Genomic DNA, 23,283 nt, shown 5'->3' with positions numbered 1-23,283 from the left:
CCATGCTTCCGTACCTGCCGGTGCTTGTCGTAGCGGTTCTCGTGACCGCGGCGGCCTCGTTCGGGATACTCAAGCTCGCCCGCAGGTACCGGCTCGCCCCTGAAATTCGAGAGCGAGACGTCCACAAGAATCCCACCCCCCGCCTCGGCGGTGTCGCAATGTTCGTCGGGTTGCTCGCGGCGCTCGGCGCAGCGGCGCTGATCCCTGAGTTTCAGGGCTTGTTTCGTGACGGACTGAAGATGTGGGCACTCATTGGTGCCTGCCTGCTTATCGCTGTCATCGGCTTCCTTGACGACCTGCTCGACCTTGATTGGATGATCAAGCTCGGAGCGCAACTTGTCGCCTCGGGCCTCCTCGCCTGGAATGGCGTACAGATCGTGTCGATCCCAGTCGGCGACACGCTCGTGATCGGCTCGTCGACAGTCAATTTCGTACTCACGGTATTTCTCATCACGCTCGTGATGAACGCCGTGAACTTCGTCGATGGGCTCGACGGCCTCGTTGCCGGCGTTGCCATCATCGCGAGCGGCACGTTCTTCGTCTACACAATCATTCTGAACTCGCAGCTCGGAAACTCGCAGTCGGTGACGTTCGCGAGCCTGATCGCGCTCGTGCTCGTTGGTATGTGCGTCGGGTTTATTCCGTTCAACTGGCACCGGGCCAAGATGTTTATGGGTGATACGGGCGCGCTGCTGGTTGGCATGCTCATGGCGACTTCAACAGTCTCGGTCACGGGCGACCTCGACCCCGCGGCGCTCGACCTCAAGCTCGTTCTTGCGAGCTACATCCCGATCCTTCTCCCGTTTGCCGTGCTCGCGATGCCGCTCGCTGACTTCGTGCTCGCCGTGCTCCGGCGCCTCCGCGCGGGGAAGAGCCCATTCGAGGCGGATCGCCTGCACCTGCACCACCGGCTGCTCGACATGGGCCACTCGCCCGTCCAAGCCGTGTCCATCTTCTACCTCGGCACCGCGGTGCTGTCGGTTGCGGGACTGCTCGTCTTCACGAGCCAGAGCTTTGTACTGCCGCTCGTCGTGCTCGTCGTCGGTATCGCCGTTGGCGTGCTGCTCGTCAGGTTCCCGGCGAGTACGGTGCGCGCAGCTCTTGCCAAGCGCGGGTTGGTAGCGTTAGATGAACGGGCCGCGCCCGACACAGCCCAGGACGCGAGTGCAGATTTAGCTGCCGCGCCCAACGAAAGGACCTCTGAGTGAGCACACCCGTGCACCCCGACGCCCCGCAGACGCCGGGGGTCGAGCCCTCCACTTATGGAAGCGGGGAGTACCCGATGCCGTCGTCCCAGCCAATGCTGCTGCGCGGTGTGCGGTGGGGCATTATCGCGACCGTCGCGTCGATGGTCGTGTTCGCTGGGGTCGGCTTCCTCGTCAGCGGTTCGACGGGGCTCGTCGGAGGGCTGCTCGGTGCTGGCATCGGGGGAGCGCTGCTGCTCGCCACGGTCGGAAGCATCGCTTTCGCAAACCGGTTCGTGCAGAGCCCGGTCTACCTGCAGATCTTCATGGGAATTGTGATGGGGACATGGGTGCTGAAACTCATTGCGTTCGTTGCCGCCGCACTGCTGCTGCGTGACCAGCCCTGGCTCGACCCCAAGATGCTCTTCATCGCGCTCGTCGCCACAGTAATTGTCTCAATCGTGATTGACACAGTCATTGTTGCCAAGGCTCGCGTACCATACGGCGTAAATCTGCCGTAATCCTCCGTTCGCTTGAGGGGAGATTCTCAGGCGGCGTAAAAACTTGACCCGCGAGGGGTCTTCCCGAGTTTCGCTCGGAGTGAAACCTTGTTAGGATTAGTTCGTTCCCAGCCCCGTGGCGCCATTTCTGAGTGCCCGCGAGCAGGGCGCGCGACCATCGTTCGATGCCGTGCGGCTGACGCCGCGCCCCGAATCAGGAGAATGGCCTGTTCGCTAACGCTATGCACCTCGTTGCCCCCGGACTTATTCGTGCCGAGGAGGGTGGCTTCCACGGTCCTACTCTCAATGACTTCTTCCCGCCGGCAGTCCTCTTCGAAGGCACGCCATTTGAGATGAACCGGATCATGCTGATCCGTATGCTCATGGTCGTTGTCCTCCTGGTTCTGTTCTGGCTCGGAACGCGCAATCTGCGCGTTATCCCTGGCCGCGCACAGGGCGTTCTTGAGTTCGCACTCGATTTCGTCCGCAAGAACACGATCGAGTCGCAGCTCGGCGTGAAGGAGGGGCGCCGCTTCGCTCCGCTCCTCATGACGATCTTCTTCCTCGTCTTTGCGTTCAACATCACCGGCGTGATCCCGGGCCTCAACATTGCGGCCTCGTCGGTCGTCGGCTTCCCGATCTTCATGGCTGTTGTCGCGTACGTCTCGTTCATCTACGCGGGCATTAAGAAGCACCCGGGCAAGTTCTTCAAGAACTCGCTCTTCCCCGCTGGCGTGCCGAAGGCCATGTACCTCCTCGTCACCCCGATCGAGTTCATCTCGACGTTCATCGTTCGCCCGGTGACGCTCGCGCTCCGACTGCTCATGAACATGCTCGTCGGCCACATGATCCTCGTGCTGCTGTGGGCCGCAACGAACTTCTTCCTGCTGCATGCAGGGGGTGCGTTCCCCGCGCTGAGCGCGGTGACCTTCACCTTCGGCTTCGCGTTCACGCTCTTCGAGATCTTCGTCGCAGGCCTCCAGGCCTACGTCTTCACCTTGCTCACCGCGCTCTACATCCAGCTCGCGCTGGCTGACGAGCACTAATACCAAACCTTGGGTTCGGCAACCGCCGCTCTCATACACGGAAGGAAACACATACTGTGTCTGTTCTCGCTGAAATCTCGGGCAACATTGCAACCGTAGGCTACGGCCTCGCTGCCATCGGACCCGCCATCGGTGTGGCCATCGTGGTCGGCAAGACCATTGAAAGCACCGCACGCCAGCCTGAGCTCGCCGGCAAGCTCCAGGGCATGATGTGGATCGGCATCGCGTTCACCGAGATGCTCGCCCTCATCGGCGTCGCAACCTACTTCATCTTCCAGTAACCAGCATCCTTTCAACTAGTCTCGAAAGGGAGGCAAGATGAATCACGCAGTGCAGTTCGCCGCTGCAGAGGGCGCTAATCAGAACCCGCTGCTTCCGGCAACGTACGATATCGTCTGGTCGGCGATCGCGTTCTTCATTATCCTCATCGCATTCTGGAAGGTCTTCCTCCCGAAGGTGCAGGTCATGCTTGACGCGCGCGCCGAAGCGATTGAGGGGAACATCGCAAAGGCCGATGAGGCTCAGGCAAAGGCAGAGGCTGCCTTGCAGGAGTACACCGCGCAGCTCGCAAGCGCTCGCCAGGAAGCTGGCGAGATCCGTGAGTCCGCACGTCTCGACGCGACCAAGATCGTGTCGAAGGCAAAGGAAGACGCCACAACCGAGCAGGCACGCATCACGCAGGCCGCTCAGGTGCAGATTGAGGCAGAGCGCCAGAGCGCACTTGTCTCGCTGCGCAAGGATGTTGGCTCGCTCGCGATCGACCTCGCCTCCGGCGTTGTCGGCGAGAGCCTGAGCGACGACAAGAAGGCATCGGCGCTCGTCGATCGCTTCCTCGTCGACCTCGAAGCGTCCGAACGGGCGGCGAAGTAATGGGCAGCGCGTCACGCGAGGCACTCGCGGCGGCGAAGTCCGCGCTCAGCGGCCGCCTCGGGAAGGCAGTCGGTTCAGAGCTCCTCTCGGCGTCTGCGCAGATCGAGAGCTCACCGGCTCTCGTGAGTGCTCTCGCCGATGCGTCGCTCCCGGCTTCTGCGAAGGCAGAGGTCGTCGGCAAGCTCTTCGGCAGCCTGTCGGCTGGCGCGCGCTCTGTGCTTACCGCAGCAGTCGAGCAGAACTGGTCGACCGCAGCTGAATTCGTTGACGGCGTTGAGGAGCTTGGCTTCCGCGCCCAGTCGCTCGCAGAGCCCGGCCTTGCCGATGAGCTGCTCGCAGCGACGGCGACGATCAACTCGAGCCACGAGCTCGAGCTCGAGCTTGGCAACAAGCTCGGCGATCCCGCCGCGAAGGCGCAGCTCGCGTCGAAGATCTTCTCCGGCAAGCTCTCCGCTGGCGCCCTCGGCGTCGTGACGCACGTGGTCTCGAACCCGCGCGGTCGCCGCGTGAACGCAGCGCTCACCGAGGCGGCACGCGTTGCCGCCGACCAGGGTGGGCTTGAGCTCGCGACCGTCACGGTCGCCGCTCCGCTGACCGATGCACAGCAGGAGAAGTTGGCTGCTCTGCTCGAGCAGACCGCTGGCCGCAAGGTCAAGGTCACCACGGTTGTGGATCCCGCCCTCATCGGCGGCGTACGTATCCAGATGGCTGACGACGTTATCGACGGAAGTGTCCGGGCTCGCCTGGATGACCTCCGCCAGCGGCTCGCTGCGTAGAGCACAACATAGTTACTTGCCGGAGAGTCTCTCCGGAACAGATAGAGGAAACGAAATGGCAGAACTCTCAATCAGCCCGGATGAGATCCGTAGCGCGCTGAATGAATTCGCAGCATCGTACGAGCCGGCCCAGGCGGGGAAGACCGAGGTCGGAACTGTCGTCGACGCCGCTGACGGCATTGCACACGTCTCCGGGCTTCCCGGAGTGATGGCCAACGAGCTCGTTCGCTTCGCAGACGGCACGCTCGGCCTTGCACAGAACCTCGAAGAGGACGAGATCGGCGTTGTCGTGCTCGGCCAGTTCACCGGCATCGAGGAGGGCCAGCAGGTCACCCGCACCGGCGAGGTTCTCTCGGTTCCCGTGGGCGAGGGCTACCTCGGCCGCGTGGTCGACCCGCTCGGCAACCCGATCGACGGCCTCGGCGAGATCACCGGCATCGAGTCGCGTCGTGCGCTCGAGCTGCAGGCTCCCGGCGTGATGCAGCGTAAGTCGGTTCACGAGCCGCTGCAGACCGGCATCAAGGCGATCGACGCGATGATCCCCGTTGGCCGTGGCCAGCGTCAGCTCATCATCGGCGACCGCCAGACCGGTAAGACCGCTCTCGCGATCGACACGATCATCAACCAGAAGGCCAACTGGGAGTCGGGCGACAAGAACAAGCAGGTTCGCTGCATCTACGTCGCGATCGGCCAGAAGGGTTCGACCATCGCTTCGGTGAAGGGCGCGCTCGAGGACGCAGGCGCGATGGAGTACACCACCATCGTTGCTTCGCCCGCATCTGACCCGGCAGGCTTCAAGTACCTCGCTCCGTACACCGGCTCGGCAATCGGCCAGCACTGGATGTACGACGGCAAGCACGTTCTCATCATCTTTGATGATCTCTCGAAGCAGGCCGAGGCTTACCGTGCCGTTTCGCTGCTCCTCCGCCGCCCGCCGGGGCGCGAGGCATACCCGGGCGACGTGTTCTACCTCCACTCGCGTCTGCTGGAGCGTTGTGCAAAGCTCTCCGACGAGCTCGGTGCGGGTTCGATGACCGGTCTGCCGATCATCGAGACCAAGGCGAACGACGTCTCGGCGTACATTCCGACCAACGTGATCTCGATCACCGACGGCCAGATCTTCCTCCAGTCTGACCTCTTCAACGCGAACCAGCGCCCCGCCGTTGACGTGGGCATCTCGGTGTCGCGCGTTGGTGGCGACGCACAGGTGAAGTCGATCAAGAAGGTTTCGGGCACGCTCAAGCTTGAGCTCGCTCAGTACCGCGCGCTTGAGGCATTCGCGATGTTCGCATCCGACCTCGACGCGGCAAGCCGCAAGCAGCTCGAGCGTGGCGCACGCCTCACCGAGCTCCTCAAGCAGCCGCAGTACTCACCGTTCGCGGTTGAGGAGCAGACAGTTTCGATCTGGGCAGGCACCAAGGGCTTCCTTGATGACGTTCCCGTTGTCGACATCCTCCGTTTCGAGCGCGAGTTCCTCGACTACCTCGGCCGCAACTCCGAGGCGCTGTCGACGCTCGCGAAGACGAACGTCCTTGATGACGACATCGTCGCTGAGCTCACCACTCAGATCGAGAAGTTCAAGAGCGAGTTCCTGACCGCTGAGGGCAAGTCCCTCAACGAGCAGTTCGACGCGCTCGACGAGGCAGAGATCCAGCAGGAGCAGCTCGTCGTCAAGAAGTAGCTGAGACAGTGGGGGCGTTCGTGCCCCCACTGCTCGCCACTTGACAACTAGCCAGCACCGAATAACACAGGAGAGACATGGGAGCGCAACTTCGGGTCTACAGGCAGCGCATTCGCTCTGCCCAGACGACCAAGAAGATCACCCGTGCGATGGAGCTCATCGCTGCCTCACGCATTCAGAAGGCACGGGCTCGCGTCGACGCCTCAAACCCCTACACCCAGGCGATCACCCGGGCTGTATCGGCGGTTGCGACGCACGCGAAGACCGACCACCCGCTGCTGACCGAGGCCGACAAGGTCGAGCGCGCAGCAGTAGTGATCTTCACCTCCGATCGCGGCCTTGCCGGCGCGTTCAACTCGCAGGTACTGCGCGAGGCCGAGGAGCTCAGCGAGCTGCTCCGTGCCGAGGGCAAGGAGATCTCGTACTACCTCATCGGACGTAAGGCGCAGGGGTACTTCACCTTCCGCCGTCGTGCTGCTGAGCGGGTGTGGGTAGGGGACACCGAGAACCCGGTGTTCGAGACCGCGAAGGAAGTTGCAGAGGCAGTCGTCTCGGCATTCCTCCGGAACAGCGACGAGGGTGGTGTGCAGGAGATCCACCTCGTGTACAACCGCTTCATCAGCATGGTCACGCAGGCACCGCAGGTTACCCGCCTGCTGCCGCTGCAGATCGTTGAGGGCGTCGCCGAGGCGAACGACCTGAGCCCGCTGTACGAGTTCGAGCCAGAGGCAGATGTCGTGCTCGACAAGCTGCTGCCCGACTACATCGAGTCGCGTATTTTCAACGCGATGCTTGAGTCCGCAGCCGCAAAGCACGCGGCAACCCAGAAGGCGATGAAGTCCGCGAGTGACAACGCTGACACACTCATCCGCGACTTCACCCGCCTTGCCAACAACGCACGCCAGGCGGAAATCACCCAGCAGATTTCCGAGATCGTGGGCGGCGCTGACGCGCTGTCCTAAGTCCAGACTGAAGAGAGAAGAGACATGACCGATACGGCCACCACCAAGGTCACCGGGCGCATCGCCCGCGTTACCGGCCCCGTCGTCGACATCGAGTTCCCGCACGACGCGATCCCCGGCGTGTACAACGCACTCGAGACGACCGTCAACATGGGCGAGGGCGCTGAGCCCTTCACCCTCGTCCTCGAGGTCGCACAGCACCTCGGCGACAACCTCGTCCGCGCAATCGCGCTGAAGCCCACCGACGGCCTCGTTCGCGGCCAGGAGGTTGTCGACACCGGCGGCTCCATCACCGTTCCCGTCGGCGACATCACCAAGGGCAAGGTCTTCGACGTTGCCGGTAACGTGCTCAACCTCCCCGAGGGCGAGACGATCGAGGTGACCGAGCGCTGGGGCATTCACCGCACCCCGCCGGCATTCGATCAGCTCGAGTCAAAGACCGAGCTCTTCGAGACCGGCATCAAGTCGATCGACCTCCTCACCCCCTACGTGCAGGGCGGCAAGATCGGTCTCTTCGGTGGTGCGGGCGTCGGCAAGACCGTCCTCATCCAGGAGATGATCCAGCGCGTTGCTCAGGATCACGGTGGCGTGTCGGTGTTCGCCGGCGTCGGCGAGCGTACCCGTGAGGGCAACGACCTCATCCACGAGATGGACGAGGCTGGCGTCTTCGACAAGACCGCACTCGTGTTCGGACAGATGGATGAGCCCCCGGGGACGCGTCTTCGCGTTGCACTCTCGGCGCTCACCATGGCCGAGTACTTCCGTGATGTTCAGAAGCAGGACGTGCTCCTCTTCATCGACAACATCTTCCGCTTCACGCAGGCTGGCTCGGAGGTGTCGACCCTTCTCGGTCGTATGCCCTCGGCCGTGGGCTACCAGCCCAACCTGGCTGACGAGATGGGTATCCTCCAGGAGCGCATCACCTCGACCCGTGGCCACTCGATCACCTCGCTGCAGGCAATTTACGTCCCTGCTGACGACTACACCGACCCGGCTCCGGCGACCACGTTCGCGCACCTCGACGCAACCACCGAGCTCTCGCGTGAGATCGCATCGCAGGGTCTCTACCCCGCGATCGACCCGCTGACCTCGTCGTCGCGCATCATGGATCCCCGGTACTTGGGCGAGGATCACTACCGCGTGGCAACCACCGTCAAGCAGATCCTGCAGAAGAACAAGGAACTCCAGGAGATCATCGCGATCCTCGGTGTCGACGAGCTCTCGGAAGACGACAAGATCACCGTCTCGCGCGCACGACGCATCCAGCAGTTCCTCTCGCAGAACACCTACATGGCGAAGAAGTTCACCGGTGTTGAGGGTTCGACCGTTCCGCTCAAGGAGACCATCGAGTCGTTCGATGCGATCGCCAAGGGCGAGTTCGACCACGTCGCTGAGCAGGCATTCTTCAACGTCGGCGGAATCAGCGACGTCGAAGAGAAGTGGGCTCAGATGCAGAAGGATATGGCCTAATCATGGCGCTCAACGTCAAGGTTGTCTCGGCAACAAGCGAGATCTGGTCTGGCGCTGCCAGCCAGGTCGTCGCGAACACTGTCGAAGGCGAGATCGGTATCCTTACGGGCCACCAGCCGTTCCTCGCTCTCCTCGCCAAGGGTGAGGTGCGCGTGACGACTGAGGCGGGCGAGAAGGTTACCGTAAACGCTGAGGACGGGTTCCTGTCCGTAGACCACGACACCGTTACCGTCGTTGCCGGTGACGCCGTGCTCGTCGCGTAGGCGGGTAGCACTTACAACGGTCGGGCACTTGCCCGTCCCGCGCTAGGCTAGAGTCACTATGCGTATCCTGTTGCCGCCCTCTGAGACCAAACGTCTCGGGGGGCGGCTTCCGTTTACCCCGGGAAGTCTGTTCCTGGGGGAGCGGCTCGCGCCCACCCGGCACGCGGTGCGCGGCGCGCTCGAAGCGGTGAGCAGCGATGAGGTCTCGGCGACGAAGGCGCTCAAGCTCGGAGTGAAGAACCGCGACGAGCGGCTGCGCAACCTCGAGCTCGACGAGAGCGGTGCGATGCCGGCCGTCGAACGCTACACGGGGGTGCTCTACGACGCGCTCGACACCGAGACGCTCGACGACGAGGCTCTCGCCTGGGTCGGCGAGCACGTCTTCGTGCAATCAGCGCTGTTCGGCCTCGTCCGCGCGAGCGACGCGATCCCCGGGTACCGCCTCTCCGCATCCTCACGACTGCCAGATCTCGGCGCGGCCCTGGCGAAGCAGTGGGCGGCGCCCCACGAGGGCGCCCTCGCTGGCGAGCAGTACGTACTCGATCTGCGTTCGAAAGACTACGCGGCGCTTGCCCCGCTCGACTCGCTCGGCGCGGCGCACACCGACTACCTCGAAGTCGTGGCCCGCAGCGACGACGGCGAGGTCCGGGCGCTAAACCACTTCAACAAAGCAGCGAAGGGCGACCTCGTGCGCCGCCTCGCAGTCTCCGCGCCGACCATCGGGTCGCGCGCAGACTTCCTCGCGTGGGCCGAAGCGGCGGGCCTCGAGATCAGTGAGGGCGCCGACAGTGACGTGCTGCGCCTGGTGACGGCTCAGGGCGTCCCCGCCGCGAGCCGTTAGAATACATGAGTGCAGGAGATGAGCTGGTGACCACCCACGGTGAGAACGCTGTGAGGCGACGCCTCGCGTACCGGCCCGGCGGCGAGGCCGACATTGAGCTTTCCTGGCACGCGATTACCCACGTGGGCAACCGTCGCGAGACCAACCAAGACAGCTTCATCACCGTGCCGCCGGTGTTTGCCGTCGCAGACGGCATGGGCGGGCACTCCGCTGGCGAGGTCGCTTCGGCCGCTGTCGTTCGCAGGCTCAACGAGCTCGCGGGTGACCTGTCGGTCACCGAGGACGACCTCCTCGAGATCCTCACACAGGCCGTCGATGACATTGAGCTCGACACGGGCGACACCGAACTCGGCGCTGGCACGACGGTGACGGGCGTCATCGTGAGCGAGCAGGCCGACACCCCCGTGTGGAAGGTCTTCAACATTGGCGACTCCCGGGTCTACCAGTACTTCAAGGGCGCGCTCAGCCAGATCACCGTCGATCACTCTGTCGTGCAGCACCTGCTCGACACCGGCGCGATCACCGAGGAAGAAGCCGAGGTGCACCCGCACGCAAACGTGATCACCCGTGCCGTCGGGCTCGGCGAAGCACCGCTGCCCGATTACACCACGCTCGCGCTCATCCCGGGCCAACGGATCCTAATCTGTTCTGATGGGCTCACGAAGGAGCTGACGGAAGTCGGTATTCAGTACTTCCTCTCGACCCAGCACAGCGCTGGAGACGCGGCGACGACGCTCGTCGAGCAGGCCCTGAACAACGCGGGCCGCGATAACGTGACCGTCGTTGTGATCGATGTGCACGCCGTCGGCGACGTCATTGATACCGGGAGTCTCGCCTCGAGCGGGATCGAACTCGAACCGAGCGGCGACGCTCACCCCACAGAGGAGCCACGTGCTGAAGAAGCTTAGTTCACAGTCCACTCGCCGGGCGGGGAAGGCCGCAGCGGTCGTGCTCGCCGCCGCGCTCGCGCTGACGGGCTGCAGCGGTGGCGATGCAGGGGGCAAGGCGAGCGAGACGACCCTCACGATGAGCCAGGGCGGCGCGGCGACGACCGTGACCTACTACGCCGAGGGGGACAACGTGACGAAGCAGACGACCGAGAACGTCGTCGACTACGAAGCGAGCGGGATCGCCGATCGCGACGAAGCGGAGAAGACCGTTGGCGGGCTCGTTGACCAGTACAAGGGCATCAAGGGCGTCGACCACTCAATCGAGTTCGGCGACACCGAGCTCACCGAGACGGTGACCATCACGTACGCTGACCTCGATGTCGAAAAGCTTGCCGAGGCAACGGGTGCTGACACCGGGCAGGATCCCGAGGACGCCCGCAAAGTGAGTCTCAAGGAGGCGGTGAAGACTCTGACCGACGCCGGGTTTACCGAGGTCGAGTAACGCCGGGGGTGAACAGGCAGGGGCCGGGAGTCGCGCGCGTGGCGCGGCCCCGGCCCCTGTACTGTTCGGCCTTGGTTATTCTGGCTCCGGGGGTGCTGCCCGGCTGTTCGCCGGGCTGCTGTTAGCCGCGTCGCCTGAGGGCGAACACAGCCGCGGCGACGGCGGCGACGCACCAGGCAAGCACCGTGAAGAGGTCGCGCCCGCTCGCCTCGAACGCCTGGCCCGCGAGCCCGGCCCGCATGAGGTTCGCCATCGGCTCGATCGGAAGCACCTCGTGCGCGGCGCGCAGCCACTCCGGCAAGTTCGCGGCGGGGAAGCTCACCGGCGAAAACAGCAGCAGCAGAAATACGAGCATCTGTGAGACGAGCTGCGTGATCACCGGCGGCAGGAGCGCCGCGAAGGCGTAGCCGATCGAAGCCGCGGTGAGGGAGATGAGGATAGCGATCGGCAAGACCCACGCGGCCGGCTGATACGTGATGTCGTACCGCAGGGCGCCGACGATCGTACCCAGTACGAGCCCGGGGAGCGCGAGCGCCGTCCACACCGTCAGGTCGGCGGCGAGGAAGGCGCCGCGGGGGAGAGGCAGCGTTCGCAGCCAGTCGGCGCTGCCCTCGGTGCGCGCCTGCACCATCGCCTGCGGGGTCATCACGAGCCCGATCACGATGAGCGTGATTGTTGGCGCGCCGGTCGCGAGGAACAGCGCCGCTTCCTGATCCACGTCACCGATGAGCAGGCCGTAGCCGAGCACCGTCGAGACCGCGAGGGCAGTCTGCACGACCGCCATGAGCGGGAGAAACTGGGCCTGCCTGCGCACCTGCCACTGGATGAGCAGCAGGGTTCCGCGGAGCCCCTGCATCGCCCGCCCGGCTGACGATGTGTGCTTGGGCGTCTGAAGAGCTGTGATCGTGCTCATGCTGCGGCCTCCGATCCTGCTCCGACGAGCTCAAGGTAGGCGTCCTCGAGCGATGCTGGGGTGAGCGAGAATCGCTCGACCTGGCCGCGCCCCACGGCTGCCTGTGCCCACGCGACGACCTCGGCCCCGCGTTCGGCCGGTACCGGGACGATGCGCTGCGCGGGTCGAGACACGCTCGCCCGAAGCCCCGTTGGCAGTTCGGGCAGGTTGACGCCGTCAAGCTCGAGGAAGAGCTCGCCTCGCAGGTGCGCGGTGAGCTGCGCGGGGCTGCCGGCGGCAAGCACACGCCCGCTGTCGAGTACGACGAGGTCGTCGACAGTGCGCTCCGCCTCGCGAACGTTGTGGGTGACGAGCAGCACCGCGGCGCCCCCGCTCGCGGTGTCGCGAATCGCGTCCCAGAGCAGTCGGCGGCGGGCGGGATCCACATCGTTTGTCGGCTCGTCGAGAATCACGAGGGCCGCGGGCTGCACGACGGTCATGCAAAATGCGGTGAGTCTGGCGACCCCGCCAGAGATTTTCTCCGCGGGGGTGTCGGCCCAGGGCCCGAGGTCGAGCGCTTCAAGAAGCTCGTCGGTGCGCCGGCGTACGGCACCCGGTTCGCCACCGCGGATCCGGCCGACGAGTTCGACAGCCTTGCGCGGGGTGAGGCCGGTGATCGGCACGTTCGCCTGCGCCTGCACCGCGACGATCTCGCGGGCGCGGGCGGGATGGGCGATCGCGTCGACGCCCCCGACGGTAATCGAGCCCGATGTGGGCTTGAGCAGCCCGACGATCTGGTTGACCATCGTCGTTTTGCCGGCGCCGTTGTGCCCGAGTACGCCAAGGACGCGGCCCGCGTGAGCGGTGAGCGAGATGTCGTCGTTGGCGGCCACGGACTTCCCGCGGTAGCGCTTCACGAGACCCTCGATGCTCAGTACTGGATTGCGGTGTGCGCCCGATGGGGCTCGACCGGCGAGCTCGAGTTGCGGTGGTGGGGATGGCGACATCGCGGTTCTCCTGACAGATTGAGGTACTGGTTGGTATGAATATACCCATCGGTATCTGGTGACGCAATAGGATACTTTTGGTATGTCATGTACCCTGGGTGCATGGCAACGAAACCTTCGGACGGCGCAGACGCGAGCGGAGAGCAGCGCCTGCGCGACGCCGCGCGAGCGCTTGCTGACGCTGCCGGCCAGCTCGGTCAGTCACTCGGGGGCGCTGGAGCCCAGGCGGAGACCGGCGTTACCAAGGGGCTGCTCGCTGCGGCGCAGGCGCTCGCGCAGGCGAGCGCGTGGGTCGAACAGCGGGCACGGCCGCTGAGCACCAAGGAGAAGCTGCTCGAGCAAGCCATCAGGCTATTTGCGGAGCGCGGTTACGCGGGCGTCTCGCTCGAGGACATCGCGCAGGCTGCGGGCTTTACGAAGGGAGCGGTCTACAGCCACTTCGGTTCGAAGGAACAGACGTTCCTTGCGGCCCTGCGCGCCGCTGCCGAGGAGCTCGCTGGCCTCGGTCTTGAGGGGTCGGCTGAGAGTGGAAGCGCGCCCGATGGAGCGCAGGCCGAAGGCGAGCCCTCGTCGGGTGCTGCGGCCGGCGCCGCGGCGCAGCCCGAGTCACAACGGCTTGCCCAGACGGTCACGCTGACCCTTGAAGCGATGCTGTTTGGGCGGCGTACCCCTGACCGGCGAGAGGAGGTCCGCACGATTGTCGCGGAGCTCGTTGCGGCACTTGCGGCCGCGGAGCGCAGGCTCAGTGATGCGGGGCTCACGCAGTCGCGGGTGCTCGACCGAGACGAGTCTGAGGTCGCGGAGCTCGCGCTGCGGACACTGCTGCTCGGGCTGACGCCGGACGAGAGGGCGGGCGGGCCCTCCGCGGTCTAGCGCTCCGCTACCTGGCTGCCCTGCCCGGCCCTGCCCTCAAGCCCTCAACCCCCGGCCAGAGAGCCCCATTCTTGCAAGGCTGCCCCTTCCGGGCGGTTTGCAAGGGGCTTTCCTGTAGGGAAGTGGCTCTTCGGTGGGCCTGGGGCCGGGGACGCAGAAGGGGCCCAGGCCAACATGGCCTGGACCCCTGCTGTGTTGCGTGGAAGTGCTACGCGGTCGCCGCGAACGCCTCACGAAGCACGCTCGCAACGTCGAGCAGCAGCTCGTCGCTCATCTTCAGCGACGGCAGGAAGCGGATCGCCTCACCGTACAGGCCAGCCGACAGTAGAATAACGCCCTGCTTGCCCGCGTAGTCGATGATCGCGTTGACGCGGTCTGCGTCGGGCTCAAGGGTGCCCGGCTTCACGATCTCGATCGCGAGCATGGCGCCCTTGCCGCGAACCTCAGCGATCGCGTCGAACTCGCCCTGGAGCTCGCGCAGTGCGCCGCCGAAAGTCTGCTCGATGCGCTTCGCCTCAGCAAGCAGGCCGAGGCTTTCGATGCGCTCGAAGACGGCTACTGCTGCAGCGCACGAGACGGGGTTGCCGCCAAAGGTGCCGCCGAGGCCACCGGGCATCGACTTGTCCATGATCTCGGCGCGGCCGGTGATGCCGGCGAGCGGGAGGCCACCGGCGATGCCCTTTGCGGAGAGTACGATGTCGGGCTGCACGCCGAACTGCTCGATCGAGAACATAGTGCCGGTACGGGCCATGCCCGCCTGCACCTCGTCAGCGATGAAGACGATCCCGTTCTCCTTGCACCACGCGGCGAGCGCGGGGAGGTAGCCGTCGGCCGGGACGACGAAGCCGCCCTCGCCCTGGATCGGCTCGACGACGAGGCAGGCGAGATCGGATGCGCCAGCGGTCTTCTCGAGGTACTTGATGGTGCGCTTCGCAGCCTCTTCGCCGGTCAGGCCGTCGTGGAGGGGGTGCGAGTTCGGTGCACGGTAGATGTCGCCGGCGCGGGGGCCGTAGCCGAGCGCGTACGGTGCGCCCTTGTGGTTCATGCTGCTCGTGAGCATGGTGCGGCCGTGGTAGGCGTGCTCGAGCACGGCGACGCCGGGGCGGCCGGTGAACTTGCGCGCAATCTTCACGCCGTTCTCCACGGCCTCCGCGCCCGAGTTCATGAGCAGCGTCTTGTACTCGCCGTCGCCCGGAACGTGCTCGGCGAGTAGCTCGGCAACGCGCACGTAAGGCTCGTACGCGTTCATTGTGAAGAGGGTGTGCGTGACCTTGCCGACCTGCTCGCGGGCGGCGGCGACGACTGCCTCATCGGTGTGGCCGATCGTGGTGACGCCGATGCCACCGCAGACGTCGATGAGCTGGTTGCCATCAACATCGACGACGATCGAATCGTGTGCGCGATCGATGTAGACGGGGAAGACGGTGTGGACGCCCGGTGGGATGACTCGCTGACGACGCTCGTGGATCTCGCGCGAGCGCGGGCCAGGGATCTCGGTGACGAGCTTGCGCTCCTGAGTAATTTCTGCTTCCAACATGTCTGAGGTCATGGGGCAAGCTTACTCCCGACTATCCGAGGACTCTACGATAGGGCTATGGGAAACGAGCACGAGTACAAGATCGAAGTCGAGTGGCGCGGCAACCGGGGAACCGGCACGAGCGGCTACAGAGATTACGGCCGCGAACTTGTCATTCGCGCTGCCGGCAAGGAGGAGCTCGAGGGTTCCGCCGACCCGACCTTCCGAGGCGACCGCGACCGCTGGAACCCCGAGGAGCTGCTCGTGACCGCGCTCGCGCAGTGCCACATGCTGTCGTACCTGCACATGGCGGTCCGCGAAGGCGTGGTCGTCACGAGCTACCGCGACGCCGCCGTAGGCGTGATGCGGCAGGAGGGGCTCGGGGGCGAGTTCACGGGTGTGACGCTCTACCCGCGCGTGACGGTCGCGGACGAGTCCATGGTCGACGCCGCGCTCGCTGCGCACAGGGACGCGTACGAGAACTGCTTCATCGCGCGGTCGGTGAACTTCCCGGTCAAGCACGAGCCGATCGTCACGGTTGGGTAGGGTGCCGCGGGGTGCGGTGGCGCTGTCGGCGTAACACGGTCCCGAGCGCCCCGCACTGCCAATACAATGGAACCCATGGCCCAGTCCTCTTCGTTCTCCGTCTCCACGCCGATCTTCTACGTCAACGACGCCCCGCACATCGGGCATGCCTACACCGAGGTGGCTGCCGACGTGCTCGCACGCTGGCACCGTCAGGCGGGCGACGAGACGTTCTTCCTCACCGGCACCGACGAGCACGGCCAGAAGATCCTGCGCACGGCGACCGCGAATGGCGTGCACCCGAAGGAGTGGGCAGACCGCCTCGTCGAGTCGTCGTGGCGCCCGCTGCTCGACACGATCAACATCTCGAACGACGACTTCATTCGCACGACCGACGACCGCCACAAGGTCGGCGTCGAGACGTTCCTGCAGCGCCTGCACGACGACGGCCACGTCTACGCCGGCGAGTTCGAGGCGCTGTACTGCGTCGGGTGTGAGGAGTTCAAGCCGAAGAGCGAGATCGTCGACGGCGAGGGCGCGTTCGAAGGCCAGAAGGTCTGCGCGATCCACTCGAAGCCGCTCGAGCTGCTCCAGGAGAAGAACTACTTCTTCAAGATGAGCGCGTTCCAAGACCGCCTGCTCGCCCTCTACGAAGAGCGCCCCGACTTCGTGCAGCCCGCCAGCGCGCGCAACGAGGTCATCGCGTTCGTGCAGCAGGGTCTCGAAGACCTGTCGATCTCGCGCACCTCGTTCGACTGGGGCATCCCCATCCCGTGGGACTCGGCGCACGTCACCTACGTGTGGTTCGACGCGCTGCTCAACTACATCACCGCGCGCGGTTACGGGCAGAACCCCACCGACCCGACGGCTGAGCTGAAGCACTGGCCGGCGGTGCAGATCGTCGGCAAGGACATCCTGAGGTTCCACGCCGTGATCTGGCCCGCGATGCTCATGGCCGCTGGACTCGAGGTGCCCTCGAACGTGTTCGCGCACGGCTGGCTGCTCGTCGGCGGCGAGAAGATGTCGAAGTCGAAGCTCACGGGCATCGCGCCGAACGAGATCACCGACACCTTTGGTGCCGACGCGTTCCGCTACTACTTCATGCGCGCCGTGTCATTCGGCCACGACGGCTCGTTCAGCTGGGAAGACCTCGCGGCCCGCTACCAGGCCGAGCTCGCGAACGGCTTCGGCAACCTCGCGAGCCGCCTGCTCGCGATGAACGTCAAGTACTTCGACGGCGTCGTCCCCGCCGCGGGCGCAGAGGAGCCGGCCGACGCCGTAATCCGCGAGCTCGCCGCGAAGGCGGCTGCCGACGCAGACGCGCACATCGAGGCGTTCGCGATCCACGAGGCGCTCGCCTCGATCTGGGAGCTCGTCGACGCGCTGAACGGTTACATCACCGAGCAGCAGCCGTGGGTGCTCGCAAAGGATGAGACGCAGCGTGAGCGCCTCGGCACCGTGCTGTACACGGTGTCGGAGGGGCTTCGCGTGCTGGCCGAGCTGCTGCACCCCGTGATCCCTGAGTCGACGGGCAAGCTCTGGGCCGCGCTCGGTGCCGAGGAGAGTCTCGGCGCGCTCGCCGCCCAGTCGATTCGTGAGGCTGGCACTTGGGGCCGCCTTCCGGCTGGCGCGACCCAGCACCCGCTGCCCGTGCTCTTCCCCCGGATCGAGACCGAGGGCGACGGTAAGTGAGCCCCGCAGCTGAGGGGACGGCGCCCTCGCAGACTCCCGCGGGCGGGATTCGCAAGCGGCGAGAGGCGCCCGAGGGCCCCGGGAAGCAGACGCGTGATCTGACGCGCCCCGCGAACCCCGAGCCGCTGCCGTTCCCGCTCTACGACAACCACACGCACCTCGAGTTCGAGGACGGCGTCACCCAGCTCGATCCGCTCGAGTCGCTTGCGCGGGCCGAGGCTGTTGGTGTGCGCGGCGTCGTTCAGGTGGGCACCGACCTGGAGACGAGCCGTTGGAGCGCCGAGTTCGCGGCGAACGACGCGCGCGTCCTCGCCGCTGTCGCCCTGCACCCGAACGAAGCGCCGCGGCTCGCAGCAGCCGGCACCCTCTCCGAGCACCTCTCGGAGATCGCCAGGCTTGCGACCCAGCCACGCGTGCGCGCGGTCGGGGAGACCGGTCTTGACTTCTTCCGCACGGGCGAGGACGGGCGCGAGGCCCAGTACGAGTCGTTCGAGACCCACATCGAGATCGCGAAAGCGAACGGTATCGCGCTGCAGATCCACGATCGCGACGCGCACGACGAGGTCGTTGCGACGCTCACCCGCGTCGGCGCCCCCGAACGCACGGTGTTCCACTGCTTCTCGGGTGGCGCGGCTCTCGCGAAGATCTGCAACGAGCGCGGCTGGTACATGTCGTTCGCCGGCACCATGACGTTTAAGAACGCACCGGCGCTGCGCGAGGCCCTCGAGGTCGCGAAGCCCGAACTCGTGCTCGTCGAAACCGACGCGCCGTTCCTCACGCCCGAGCCGCTGCGCGGCCGCCCGAACGCGCCCTACCTCATGCCGCACACGGTGCGTCGCCTCGCCGAGGTGCAGGGCCTGCCACTTGAAGGCGTGTGCCGCCAGCTGGCCGCAAACACCGAGCGCGTGTACGGCACGTGGGAGATGGACACCGATGAGTAGCGCGCTGCTCGGCCCCGTCGAGGTCCGCGAACTCGCGGAACGGCTTGACGTCTCGCCGACGAAGAAGCTGGGCCAGAACTTCGTGATCGACCCGAACACCGTGCGCAAGATTGTGCGGCTCGCGGGCGTCGGCGCGGAGACGGCTGTCATCGAGATCGGTCCCGGGCTCGGCTCACTGACGCTCGGAATCACCGAGGTCGGCGCCGACGTCACCGCGATCGAGATTGACTCCCGCCTGGCGGCTGAGCTACCGAACACCATCCGCGCTATGCAGCCCGAGGCCGCAGAGCGGTTCCGCGTGATCCACACCGACGCGCTCGATCTCGCCGCCGCGCACCTCGCGGGCCTCCCCGCTCAGCCGACGGCTCTCGTCGCGAACCTCCCGTACAACGTGTCGGTGCCGATCCTCATGCACCTCCTTGAGCTCATCCCGACGCTGGATCGCGGGCTGGTGATGGTGCAGGCTGAGGTCGGCTACCGGATCGCCGCTGGGCCCGGCTCGAAGGAGTACGGCGCACCGAGCGCGAAGGCGACCTGGTACGGCGAGTGGGGGATCGCGGGCACCGTGAGCCGCCGCATCTTCTGGCCCGTGCCCGGCGTCGACTCGGTGCTCGTCTCATACGAGCGACGCGCCGAACCCATCGGAACTGAAGCGGAGCGCGTGCTCACCTTTGAGCTCGTGAACGCGGCGTTCGCGCAGCGTCGCAAGATGATCAGGCAGGCCCTCCAGCCCGTACTCGGAGCCGAACACGCCGTCGCGATCATCGAGCAGGCGGGTATCGCTCCCACAGCGCGCGCAGAGCAGCTGCACATCAACGACTTCCTCGCGATCGCGCGGTCACGCGCGGCCTCAGACTTGCGCTAGCGTAGGAACCATGCGGAGCGACCAGCGAAGATCGATCACCGTGCGAGCGCCCGGTAAGATCAACGTCTACTTTCGCGTTGGCGCGCTCCAAGACGATGGCTACCACGAGGTCGCCTCGCTCTATCAGGCTGTCTCGCTGTTCGAGGAAGTGACGGCGACCGAGTCCGACACGTTCTCGCTGCGGTTCGGAGGCCCTATCGAAACGGCGGGGCTTCCGACAGACGACACGAACCTTGCTATCCGGGCGGCGAAACTGCTCGCGGCCCACACGGGCTACCAGGGCGGAGTCGACCTCACGGTGCTCAAGCGCGTGCCCATCGCGGGCGGCATGGGCGGCGGGTCAGCCGACGCTGCCGCGACCCTTCTCGCCTGCGACGAGCTGTGGAGCACCGGTGTCGGGCGCTCGGGGCTAGCCTCGCTCGCCGCCGAGCTCGGCGCTGACGTGCCGTTCGCGCTCGAGGGCGGCACTGCCGTGGGAACCGGGCGCGGCGACGAGCTGAGCCAGGCGCTCGCGAAGGGCACCTTCCACTGGGTGCTCGCCCTGTCTGACGGCGGACTGAGCACGCCGGAGGTCTACAGCATGCTCGACCGGCACCGCGACGACCACGCGAACGAGCTTGGCGAGCAGCCCGAGTACGTGAAGGTTGAGACCGCCGTGCTGCAGGCCGTGCGGGTCGGGGACGCCGAGTCGCTCGCCGACTCGATGCACAACGACCTGCAGGCGGCCGCGCTGCGGCTCGCGCCGGAGCTCACGAAGCTCCTCGAACTCGGGGAGTCGCGCGGCGCGCTCGCCGGCATTGTCTCGGGGTCAGGGCCGACCGTCGCGTTCCTGGTCGAGAACGCGCAGGAGGCCTCCGAGCTGAAGTCTGTGCTCATGCGGGCTGGCGTGAGCGCCCTCACCGTCACAGGCCCCGTGCACGGCGCGCGCGTCATCGAAGGTTAAAAACTTCGCCCTGTTCTTTGGAATAGTTTCGGTCTTGGCTGGGTTGCACGGGACGTGAGTAATACGATCCGCATTGACATTTGGTCAGACATCGCCTGCCCCTGGTGCTACATCGGGGCGAACCGCTTCCGTAAGGCCGTCGAGCAGTTCCGCACCGACAACCCCGAGGTTGAGTTCGAGATCGAGGGCCACAGCTATGAGCTCGCCCCCGACACGCCGCTGAACTTCGAGGGCAGCGAGATCGACTTCCTCGTTAAGCACAAGGGCATGCCGCGCGAGCAGGTTGAAGACATGCTCGGACAGATGACCGCGATGGCGGCAGCCGAGGGCATCACCTTCGACTTCGACAGGGTCGCGCACTCGAACACCGCGGCCGCGCACCGCGTGCTGCACCTCGCGAAAGAGCAGGGTATCTACGACGAGGTACTCGCGCGCCTCTTCAAGGCCTACTTCGAGGAGGGCGTCAACGTCGGCGACCCCGAGCAGATCGCCAAGGTTGTCGACGAGGTCGGGCTCGACCCCGATGAGGTTCGCGACGCATTCGAGGATGAGGGCTTCGGCGAGTCCGTCGAGAGTGACATCACCCGCGCGCGGATGCTCGGTGTGACCGGTGTACCGTTCTACCTCATCAACGAGAAGTACGGAGTCTCTGGCGCCCAGCAGCCCGAGATGTTCGTGAGCGCGTTCGAGCAGGTGCTCACCCTCGAAGCCGAGGCGAACTCGGCTGACTGAGCCTTCACTGAGAGGCCAGTGGACGGGCGGCCTGTCAGCGGGGCGCCGAACTAGAATTCACAGAGGAGAGGATCCAACTATGAGCGACAAGACCGAGACCCCTGACCAGGTCGAGCTGAACACCGACGCGAGCATCGCGGGCGCAGCAGCGTTCGCAGGCGCCGAGACCGCAGAGATTCTGAACCTGCTCGGCGACAGCTCCACCGGCGGCTCGTGCTGCGGCGGAAGCTGCTGCATGCCCGGCGAGGGCTAAGGATTCACAGCTATTGGCGGCGCGCCCCTCGGGGTGCGCCGCCTTTTGTATGGCCTGCACCGGCACTGCGTTGCCCTGCAGGCACCGGCACAGCGTATGCGATCGACTCTTGCAATGCAGAAAGCCCCGGAGTTCGGCATTACTAGGGCCGATCGCAGGCGCTGGAGCTGAGGGCAGGGTTGAGCCGGGCTGCGGCTGAGCCAGACCGGGGCAGGCAGAACCCCCTACGGCCGCGCGTCGCAGTTCGGGGTGGCCGGCTCGCCCGCGGCCCGGGCAAGCGTCCACTCGACGAGCTGCGGCGTCAGGGGTGACTCGGCGGCGACGAGTGTGAGGTGGTCAAGCCCCGCAAACTCCCGGTAGTCGATCTCGGCGCCAGCCCCGCAGCGCTCCTCGACCCACCGCTGCTGCTGCTCCGGCCGCACAAGCGGGTCGGCCGAGCCCTGCGCGACGAGCACCGGGGCCGGGAATGGCCCGACGGGCGTCTGCGCCCGAAGCAGGTCGCCGAACTCGCCGTCGAGCAGGCTGTCGGGGAAGATCTGGTTCGGCACCTGCGTGCCGTGCAGGATAGCGCCGAGCACGTCTTTCCCGTTGAAGCACAGGTTCTGGATCTTCTCGACGCCGCGCGCCGACCCCGGCGTGAGCTGGGACTCGAGGTTGAGCTGCGGGTAGAGCTCGCTCCAGGTCGCCGCGATATAGGCGGAAACGGTCTTGCCGACGGCGTCGTTCTTGTTCACCTCGGCCAGGCCGAAGAGGTCAGCGGCGGGTGCGAACGCGGCGACCCCCTGCACGGTCACGTCGGGGGCGTAGGAGGCAGCGAGCTGCCCCGTCCAGAGCGCGCCCTGGCCGCCCTGTGAGTGGCCCCACACGACGGTCTCGTTCGTGACCGTGACCTCCGAGAACTCGCGGGCGGCGCGGGCCGCGTCGAGCACGTTGCGAGCCTCGGCTTCGCCAATGAGGTATGGGTGGGCGCCGGCCGTGCCGAGGCCGATGTAGTCCGACGTGACCGCGGCCCAACCGTTGTCGACAACGAGTTGCTCGAGCGCGGCCCCCGCGCCGTCTGCGAACGGGGTCGCGCTGAGCGACGGCGCGCACTTTGCGGCCACGCCGGTCGTGCCGTGAGCGACGGAGAGGAGCGGCAGCGGCTCATCACCCCGGGCCGTCGGCGCGACAATCGTGCCGCTCGAGATAGCGGGAGACCCGTCGGCGTTGGTCGTGGTGTACAGGATCCGCCAGGCGTCGGCACCCCTCGGCACGCCCTCGCGCAGCTGCTCCGAACGGATGAGCTTTCCGGGCTCAGCGGGCACGCTCGCTGGTGCAGCGTAGAACGCCCCGGGCTGGGGGAGCGGCACCCCGCCGAGCGCCCAGTTCGAGCCCAGCGCGACCGCGACTGCGAGAATCAGGGCGAGGCTCGCCCCGATGGTGCGCGACCAGCGCGCGACCCTGCCCCGGGGCCGCTCCGGGTCGCGGCCGCCGCTGTAGAGCGCCGCCATCACCAATTGCAGGCCGAAGAAGACGAACCACGCGCCCACGCCGAGCCTGAAGAACGTGAGCGTCAGCACGGGCCAGGCCAGCGCGACGACGCCGAAGACGATGCTTGCGAGCGCGATGATCACGCTCGTTGCGCGCTGATCGCCTCCGTGCCGGATCACCTGGACAGTCTGCAAGACCCCGTGCCCTATGAGTGAAGCGCCGACGACGAACGAGATCCACGGGGCGCCGCCAGCCGGCCAGACCGCGATGATCGTGCCGAGCACGAACAGCACCGCGCCGAAGACGCGCGCTGACACCCTGGTAAAACCATCGAGCGTTGGTAGCAGGGCAGCCGCGATACCGGCGAGCGCCAGCCCTATGCCCGTGACCACCGCGATCTGCTGCGTCGACAGCGGGGCAAGGACAAGCAGCACGCCGAGCGCGACGCCGGCGACGCCGATGAGCGCACGCACCGGCTCCGCGAACGATGACAGCGAGGCGGTGATCGTGGATTTCAGCGGCACTTCGTTGCCCTCACATGGCTCGGCGTCGCCCCGGGGCGAGCGGGCAAGGCGTTCGGTATGACGCG

25 protein-coding genes are annotated in these 23,283 nt (G+C 66.1%); 21 read left to right on the top strand and 4 right to left on the bottom strand.

All coding sequences use genetic code 11. The features are described 5' to 3' along the window. Positions 1 to 2 precede the first annotated feature (2 nt). The 13 genes from FB468_RS06850 to FB468_RS06790 all read left to right on the top strand — a co-directional run bounded on the left by FB468_RS06850 (position 3) and on the right by FB468_RS06790 (position 10,985). The gene (locus tag FB468_RS06850; protein ID WP_141886680.1) at positions 3 to 1,208 is read left to right on the top strand and encodes an MraY family glycosyltransferase; all 1,206 of its coding nucleotides are present in this window, start codon (positions 3 to 5) and stop codon (positions 1,206 to 1,208) included. Then, positions 1,205 to 1,705, top strand: coding sequence for a Cg1360 family ATP-synthase-associated protein (locus FB468_RS06845; protein WP_246055789.1), 501 nt, complete (start codon positions 1,205 to 1,207; stop codon positions 1,703 to 1,705). The genes FB468_RS06850 and FB468_RS06845 overlap by 4 nt, the downstream gene beginning before the upstream one ends. A gap of 221 nt (positions 1,706 to 1,926) precedes the next feature. After that, complete coding sequence (atpB, locus tag FB468_RS06840) at positions 1,927 to 2,730, top strand: F0F1 ATP synthase subunit A (RefSeq protein WP_141886679.1); 804 nt, start codon at positions 1,927 to 1,929, stop codon at positions 2,728 to 2,730. A 56-nt stretch (positions 2,731 to 2,786) separates the two neighbouring features. Beyond that, the gene (gene atpE / locus FB468_RS06835; protein WP_119284718.1) at positions 2,787 to 3,011 is read left to right on the top strand and encodes an ATP synthase F0 subunit C; all 225 of its coding nucleotides are present in this window, start codon (positions 2,787 to 2,789) and stop codon (positions 3,009 to 3,011) included. A gap of 37 nt (positions 3,012 to 3,048) precedes the next feature. Further along, positions 3,049 to 3,600, top strand: a complete 552-nt coding sequence (locus FB468_RS06830) for a F0F1 ATP synthase subunit B (RefSeq protein WP_141886678.1) — start codon at positions 3,049 to 3,051, stop codon at positions 3,598 to 3,600. Further along, positions 3,600 to 4,376, top strand: coding sequence for a F0F1 ATP synthase subunit delta (locus FB468_RS06825; RefSeq protein ID WP_141886677.1), 777 nt, complete (start codon positions 3,600 to 3,602; stop codon positions 4,374 to 4,376). The genes FB468_RS06830 and FB468_RS06825 overlap by 1 nt, the downstream gene beginning before the upstream one ends. Before the next feature lie 55 nt (positions 4,377 to 4,431). Beyond that, the gene (gene atpA / locus FB468_RS06820; RefSeq protein WP_141886676.1) at positions 4,432 to 6,057 is read left to right on the top strand and encodes a F0F1 ATP synthase subunit alpha; all 1,626 of its coding nucleotides are present in this window, start codon (positions 4,432 to 4,434) and stop codon (positions 6,055 to 6,057) included. A 77-nt stretch (positions 6,058 to 6,134) separates the two neighbouring features. Beyond that, entirely contained in the window at positions 6,135 to 7,019 is an 885-nt protein-coding gene (locus FB468_RS06815) for a F0F1 ATP synthase subunit gamma (RefSeq protein WP_141886675.1), read from the top strand. Positions 7,020 to 7,043: 24 nt separating this feature from the next. Further along, entirely contained in the window at positions 7,044 to 8,489 is a 1,446-nt protein-coding gene (gene atpD / locus FB468_RS06810; protein WP_141886674.1) for a F0F1 ATP synthase subunit beta, read from the top strand. 2 nt (positions 8,490 to 8,491) lie between these two features. Beyond that, positions 8,492 to 8,752 carry a F0F1 ATP synthase subunit epsilon gene (locus tag FB468_RS06805; protein ID WP_170219648.1) on the top strand — a complete coding sequence of 87 codons (261 nt, stop codon included), beginning with the start codon at positions 8,492 to 8,494 and terminating at the stop codon, positions 8,750 to 8,752. Positions 8,753 to 8,810: 58 nt separating this feature from the next. Next, entirely contained in the window at positions 8,811 to 9,593 is a 783-nt protein-coding gene (locus FB468_RS06800; RefSeq protein ID WP_141886673.1) for a YaaA family protein, read from the top strand. A 5-nt stretch (positions 9,594 to 9,598) separates the two neighbouring features. Next, positions 9,599 to 10,501, top strand: coding sequence for a PP2C family protein-serine/threonine phosphatase (locus FB468_RS06795; RefSeq protein ID WP_246055788.1), 903 nt, complete (start codon positions 9,599 to 9,601; stop codon positions 10,499 to 10,501). After that, the gene (locus tag FB468_RS06790; RefSeq protein ID WP_211359098.1) at positions 10,485 to 10,985 is read left to right on the top strand and encodes a DUF1307 domain-containing protein; all 501 of its coding nucleotides are present in this window, start codon (positions 10,485 to 10,487) and stop codon (positions 10,983 to 10,985) included. Before FB468_RS06795 ends, FB468_RS06790 begins: the two co-directional genes overlap by 17 nt. A gap of 121 nt (positions 10,986 to 11,106) precedes the next feature. Here FB468_RS06790 and FB468_RS06785 read toward each other — a convergent pair whose 3' ends face one another. Both FB468_RS06785 and FB468_RS06780 read right to left on the bottom strand, forming a co-directional pair. Next, the gene (locus FB468_RS06785; protein WP_246055787.1) at positions 11,107 to 11,898 is read right to left on the bottom strand and encodes an ABC transporter permease; all 792 of its coding nucleotides are present in this window, start codon (positions 11,896 to 11,898) and stop codon (positions 11,107 to 11,109) included. Further along, a complete protein-coding gene (locus tag FB468_RS06780; RefSeq protein ID WP_141886672.1) occupies positions 11,895 to 12,884 on the bottom strand; it encodes an ABC transporter ATP-binding protein in 990 nt (329 codons plus the stop codon). Before FB468_RS06780 ends, FB468_RS06785 begins: the two co-directional genes overlap by 4 nt. A 102-nt stretch (positions 12,885 to 12,986) precedes the next feature. On the opposite strand from FB468_RS06780, the gene FB468_RS06775 reads away from it, so the two are divergent. Continuing rightward, complete coding sequence (locus FB468_RS06775) at positions 12,987 to 13,757, top strand: TetR/AcrR family transcriptional regulator (RefSeq protein WP_141886671.1); 771 nt, start codon at positions 12,987 to 12,989, stop codon at positions 13,755 to 13,757. Positions 13,758 to 13,965: 208 nt separating this feature from the next. Here the strand turns inward: FB468_RS06775 and FB468_RS06770 are convergent, their stop codons facing one another. Beyond that, entirely contained in the window at positions 13,966 to 15,306 is a 1,341-nt protein-coding gene (locus FB468_RS06770; RefSeq protein ID WP_141886670.1) for an aminotransferase class III-fold pyridoxal phosphate-dependent enzyme, read from the bottom strand. 45 nt (positions 15,307 to 15,351) lie between these two features. On the opposite strand from FB468_RS06770, the gene FB468_RS06765 reads away from it, so the two are divergent. From FB468_RS06765 to FB468_RS17085, 7 genes are all read left to right on the top strand, one after another. Continuing rightward, positions 15,352 to 15,819, top strand: coding sequence for an OsmC family protein (locus FB468_RS06765; RefSeq protein WP_141886669.1), 468 nt, complete (start codon positions 15,352 to 15,354; stop codon positions 15,817 to 15,819). Positions 15,820 to 15,894: 75 nt separating this feature from the next. Further along, positions 15,895 to 17,490 (top strand): methionine--tRNA ligase, encoded by a 1,596-nt coding sequence (gene metG, locus FB468_RS06760; protein ID WP_141886668.1) that lies wholly within the window; start codon positions 15,895 to 15,897, stop codon positions 17,488 to 17,490. A 47-nt stretch (positions 17,491 to 17,537) separates the two neighbouring features. Continuing rightward, positions 17,538 to 18,431, top strand: coding sequence for a TatD family hydrolase (locus tag FB468_RS06755; RefSeq protein WP_141888169.1), 894 nt, complete (start codon positions 17,538 to 17,540; stop codon positions 18,429 to 18,431). Beyond that, positions 18,424 to 19,296 carry a 16S rRNA (adenine(1518)-N(6)/adenine(1519)-N(6))-dimethyltransferase RsmA gene (rsmA, locus tag FB468_RS06750; protein WP_141886667.1) on the top strand — a complete coding sequence of 291 codons (873 nt, stop codon included), beginning with the start codon at positions 18,424 to 18,426 and terminating at the stop codon, positions 19,294 to 19,296. Before FB468_RS06755 ends, rsmA begins: the two co-directional genes overlap by 8 nt. 10 nt (positions 19,297 to 19,306) lie before the next feature. Next, the gene (locus FB468_RS06745; RefSeq protein ID WP_141886666.1) at positions 19,307 to 20,239 is read left to right on the top strand and encodes a 4-(cytidine 5'-diphospho)-2-C-methyl-D-erythritol kinase; all 933 of its coding nucleotides are present in this window, start codon (positions 19,307 to 19,309) and stop codon (positions 20,237 to 20,239) included. Between the two features lie 54 nt (positions 20,240 to 20,293). Beyond that, positions 20,294 to 20,971, top strand: coding sequence for a DsbA family oxidoreductase (locus tag FB468_RS06740; RefSeq protein ID WP_141886665.1), 678 nt, complete (start codon positions 20,294 to 20,296; stop codon positions 20,969 to 20,971). A gap of 79 nt (positions 20,972 to 21,050) precedes the next feature. Next, complete coding sequence (locus tag FB468_RS17085; RefSeq protein WP_170219647.1) at positions 21,051 to 21,224, top strand: hypothetical protein; 174 nt, start codon at positions 21,051 to 21,053, stop codon at positions 21,222 to 21,224. 224 nt (positions 21,225 to 21,448) lie between these two features. On the opposite strand, the gene FB468_RS06735 is transcribed toward FB468_RS17085, so the two are convergent. After that, entirely contained in the window at positions 21,449 to 23,218 is a 1,770-nt protein-coding gene (locus tag FB468_RS06735; RefSeq protein WP_246055786.1) for a lipase family protein, read from the bottom strand. Positions 23,219 to 23,283: the final 65 nt, after the last annotated feature.

It is taken from the genome of Leucobacter komagatae (assembly GCF_006716085.1).
GTDB classification, from domain to species: domain Bacteria; phylum Actinomycetota; class Actinomycetes; order Actinomycetales; family Microbacteriaceae; genus Leucobacter; species Leucobacter komagatae.
Note: the sequence above shows the minus strand (reverse complement) of the source record. Positions and strands in the feature narration are given on the sequence as shown.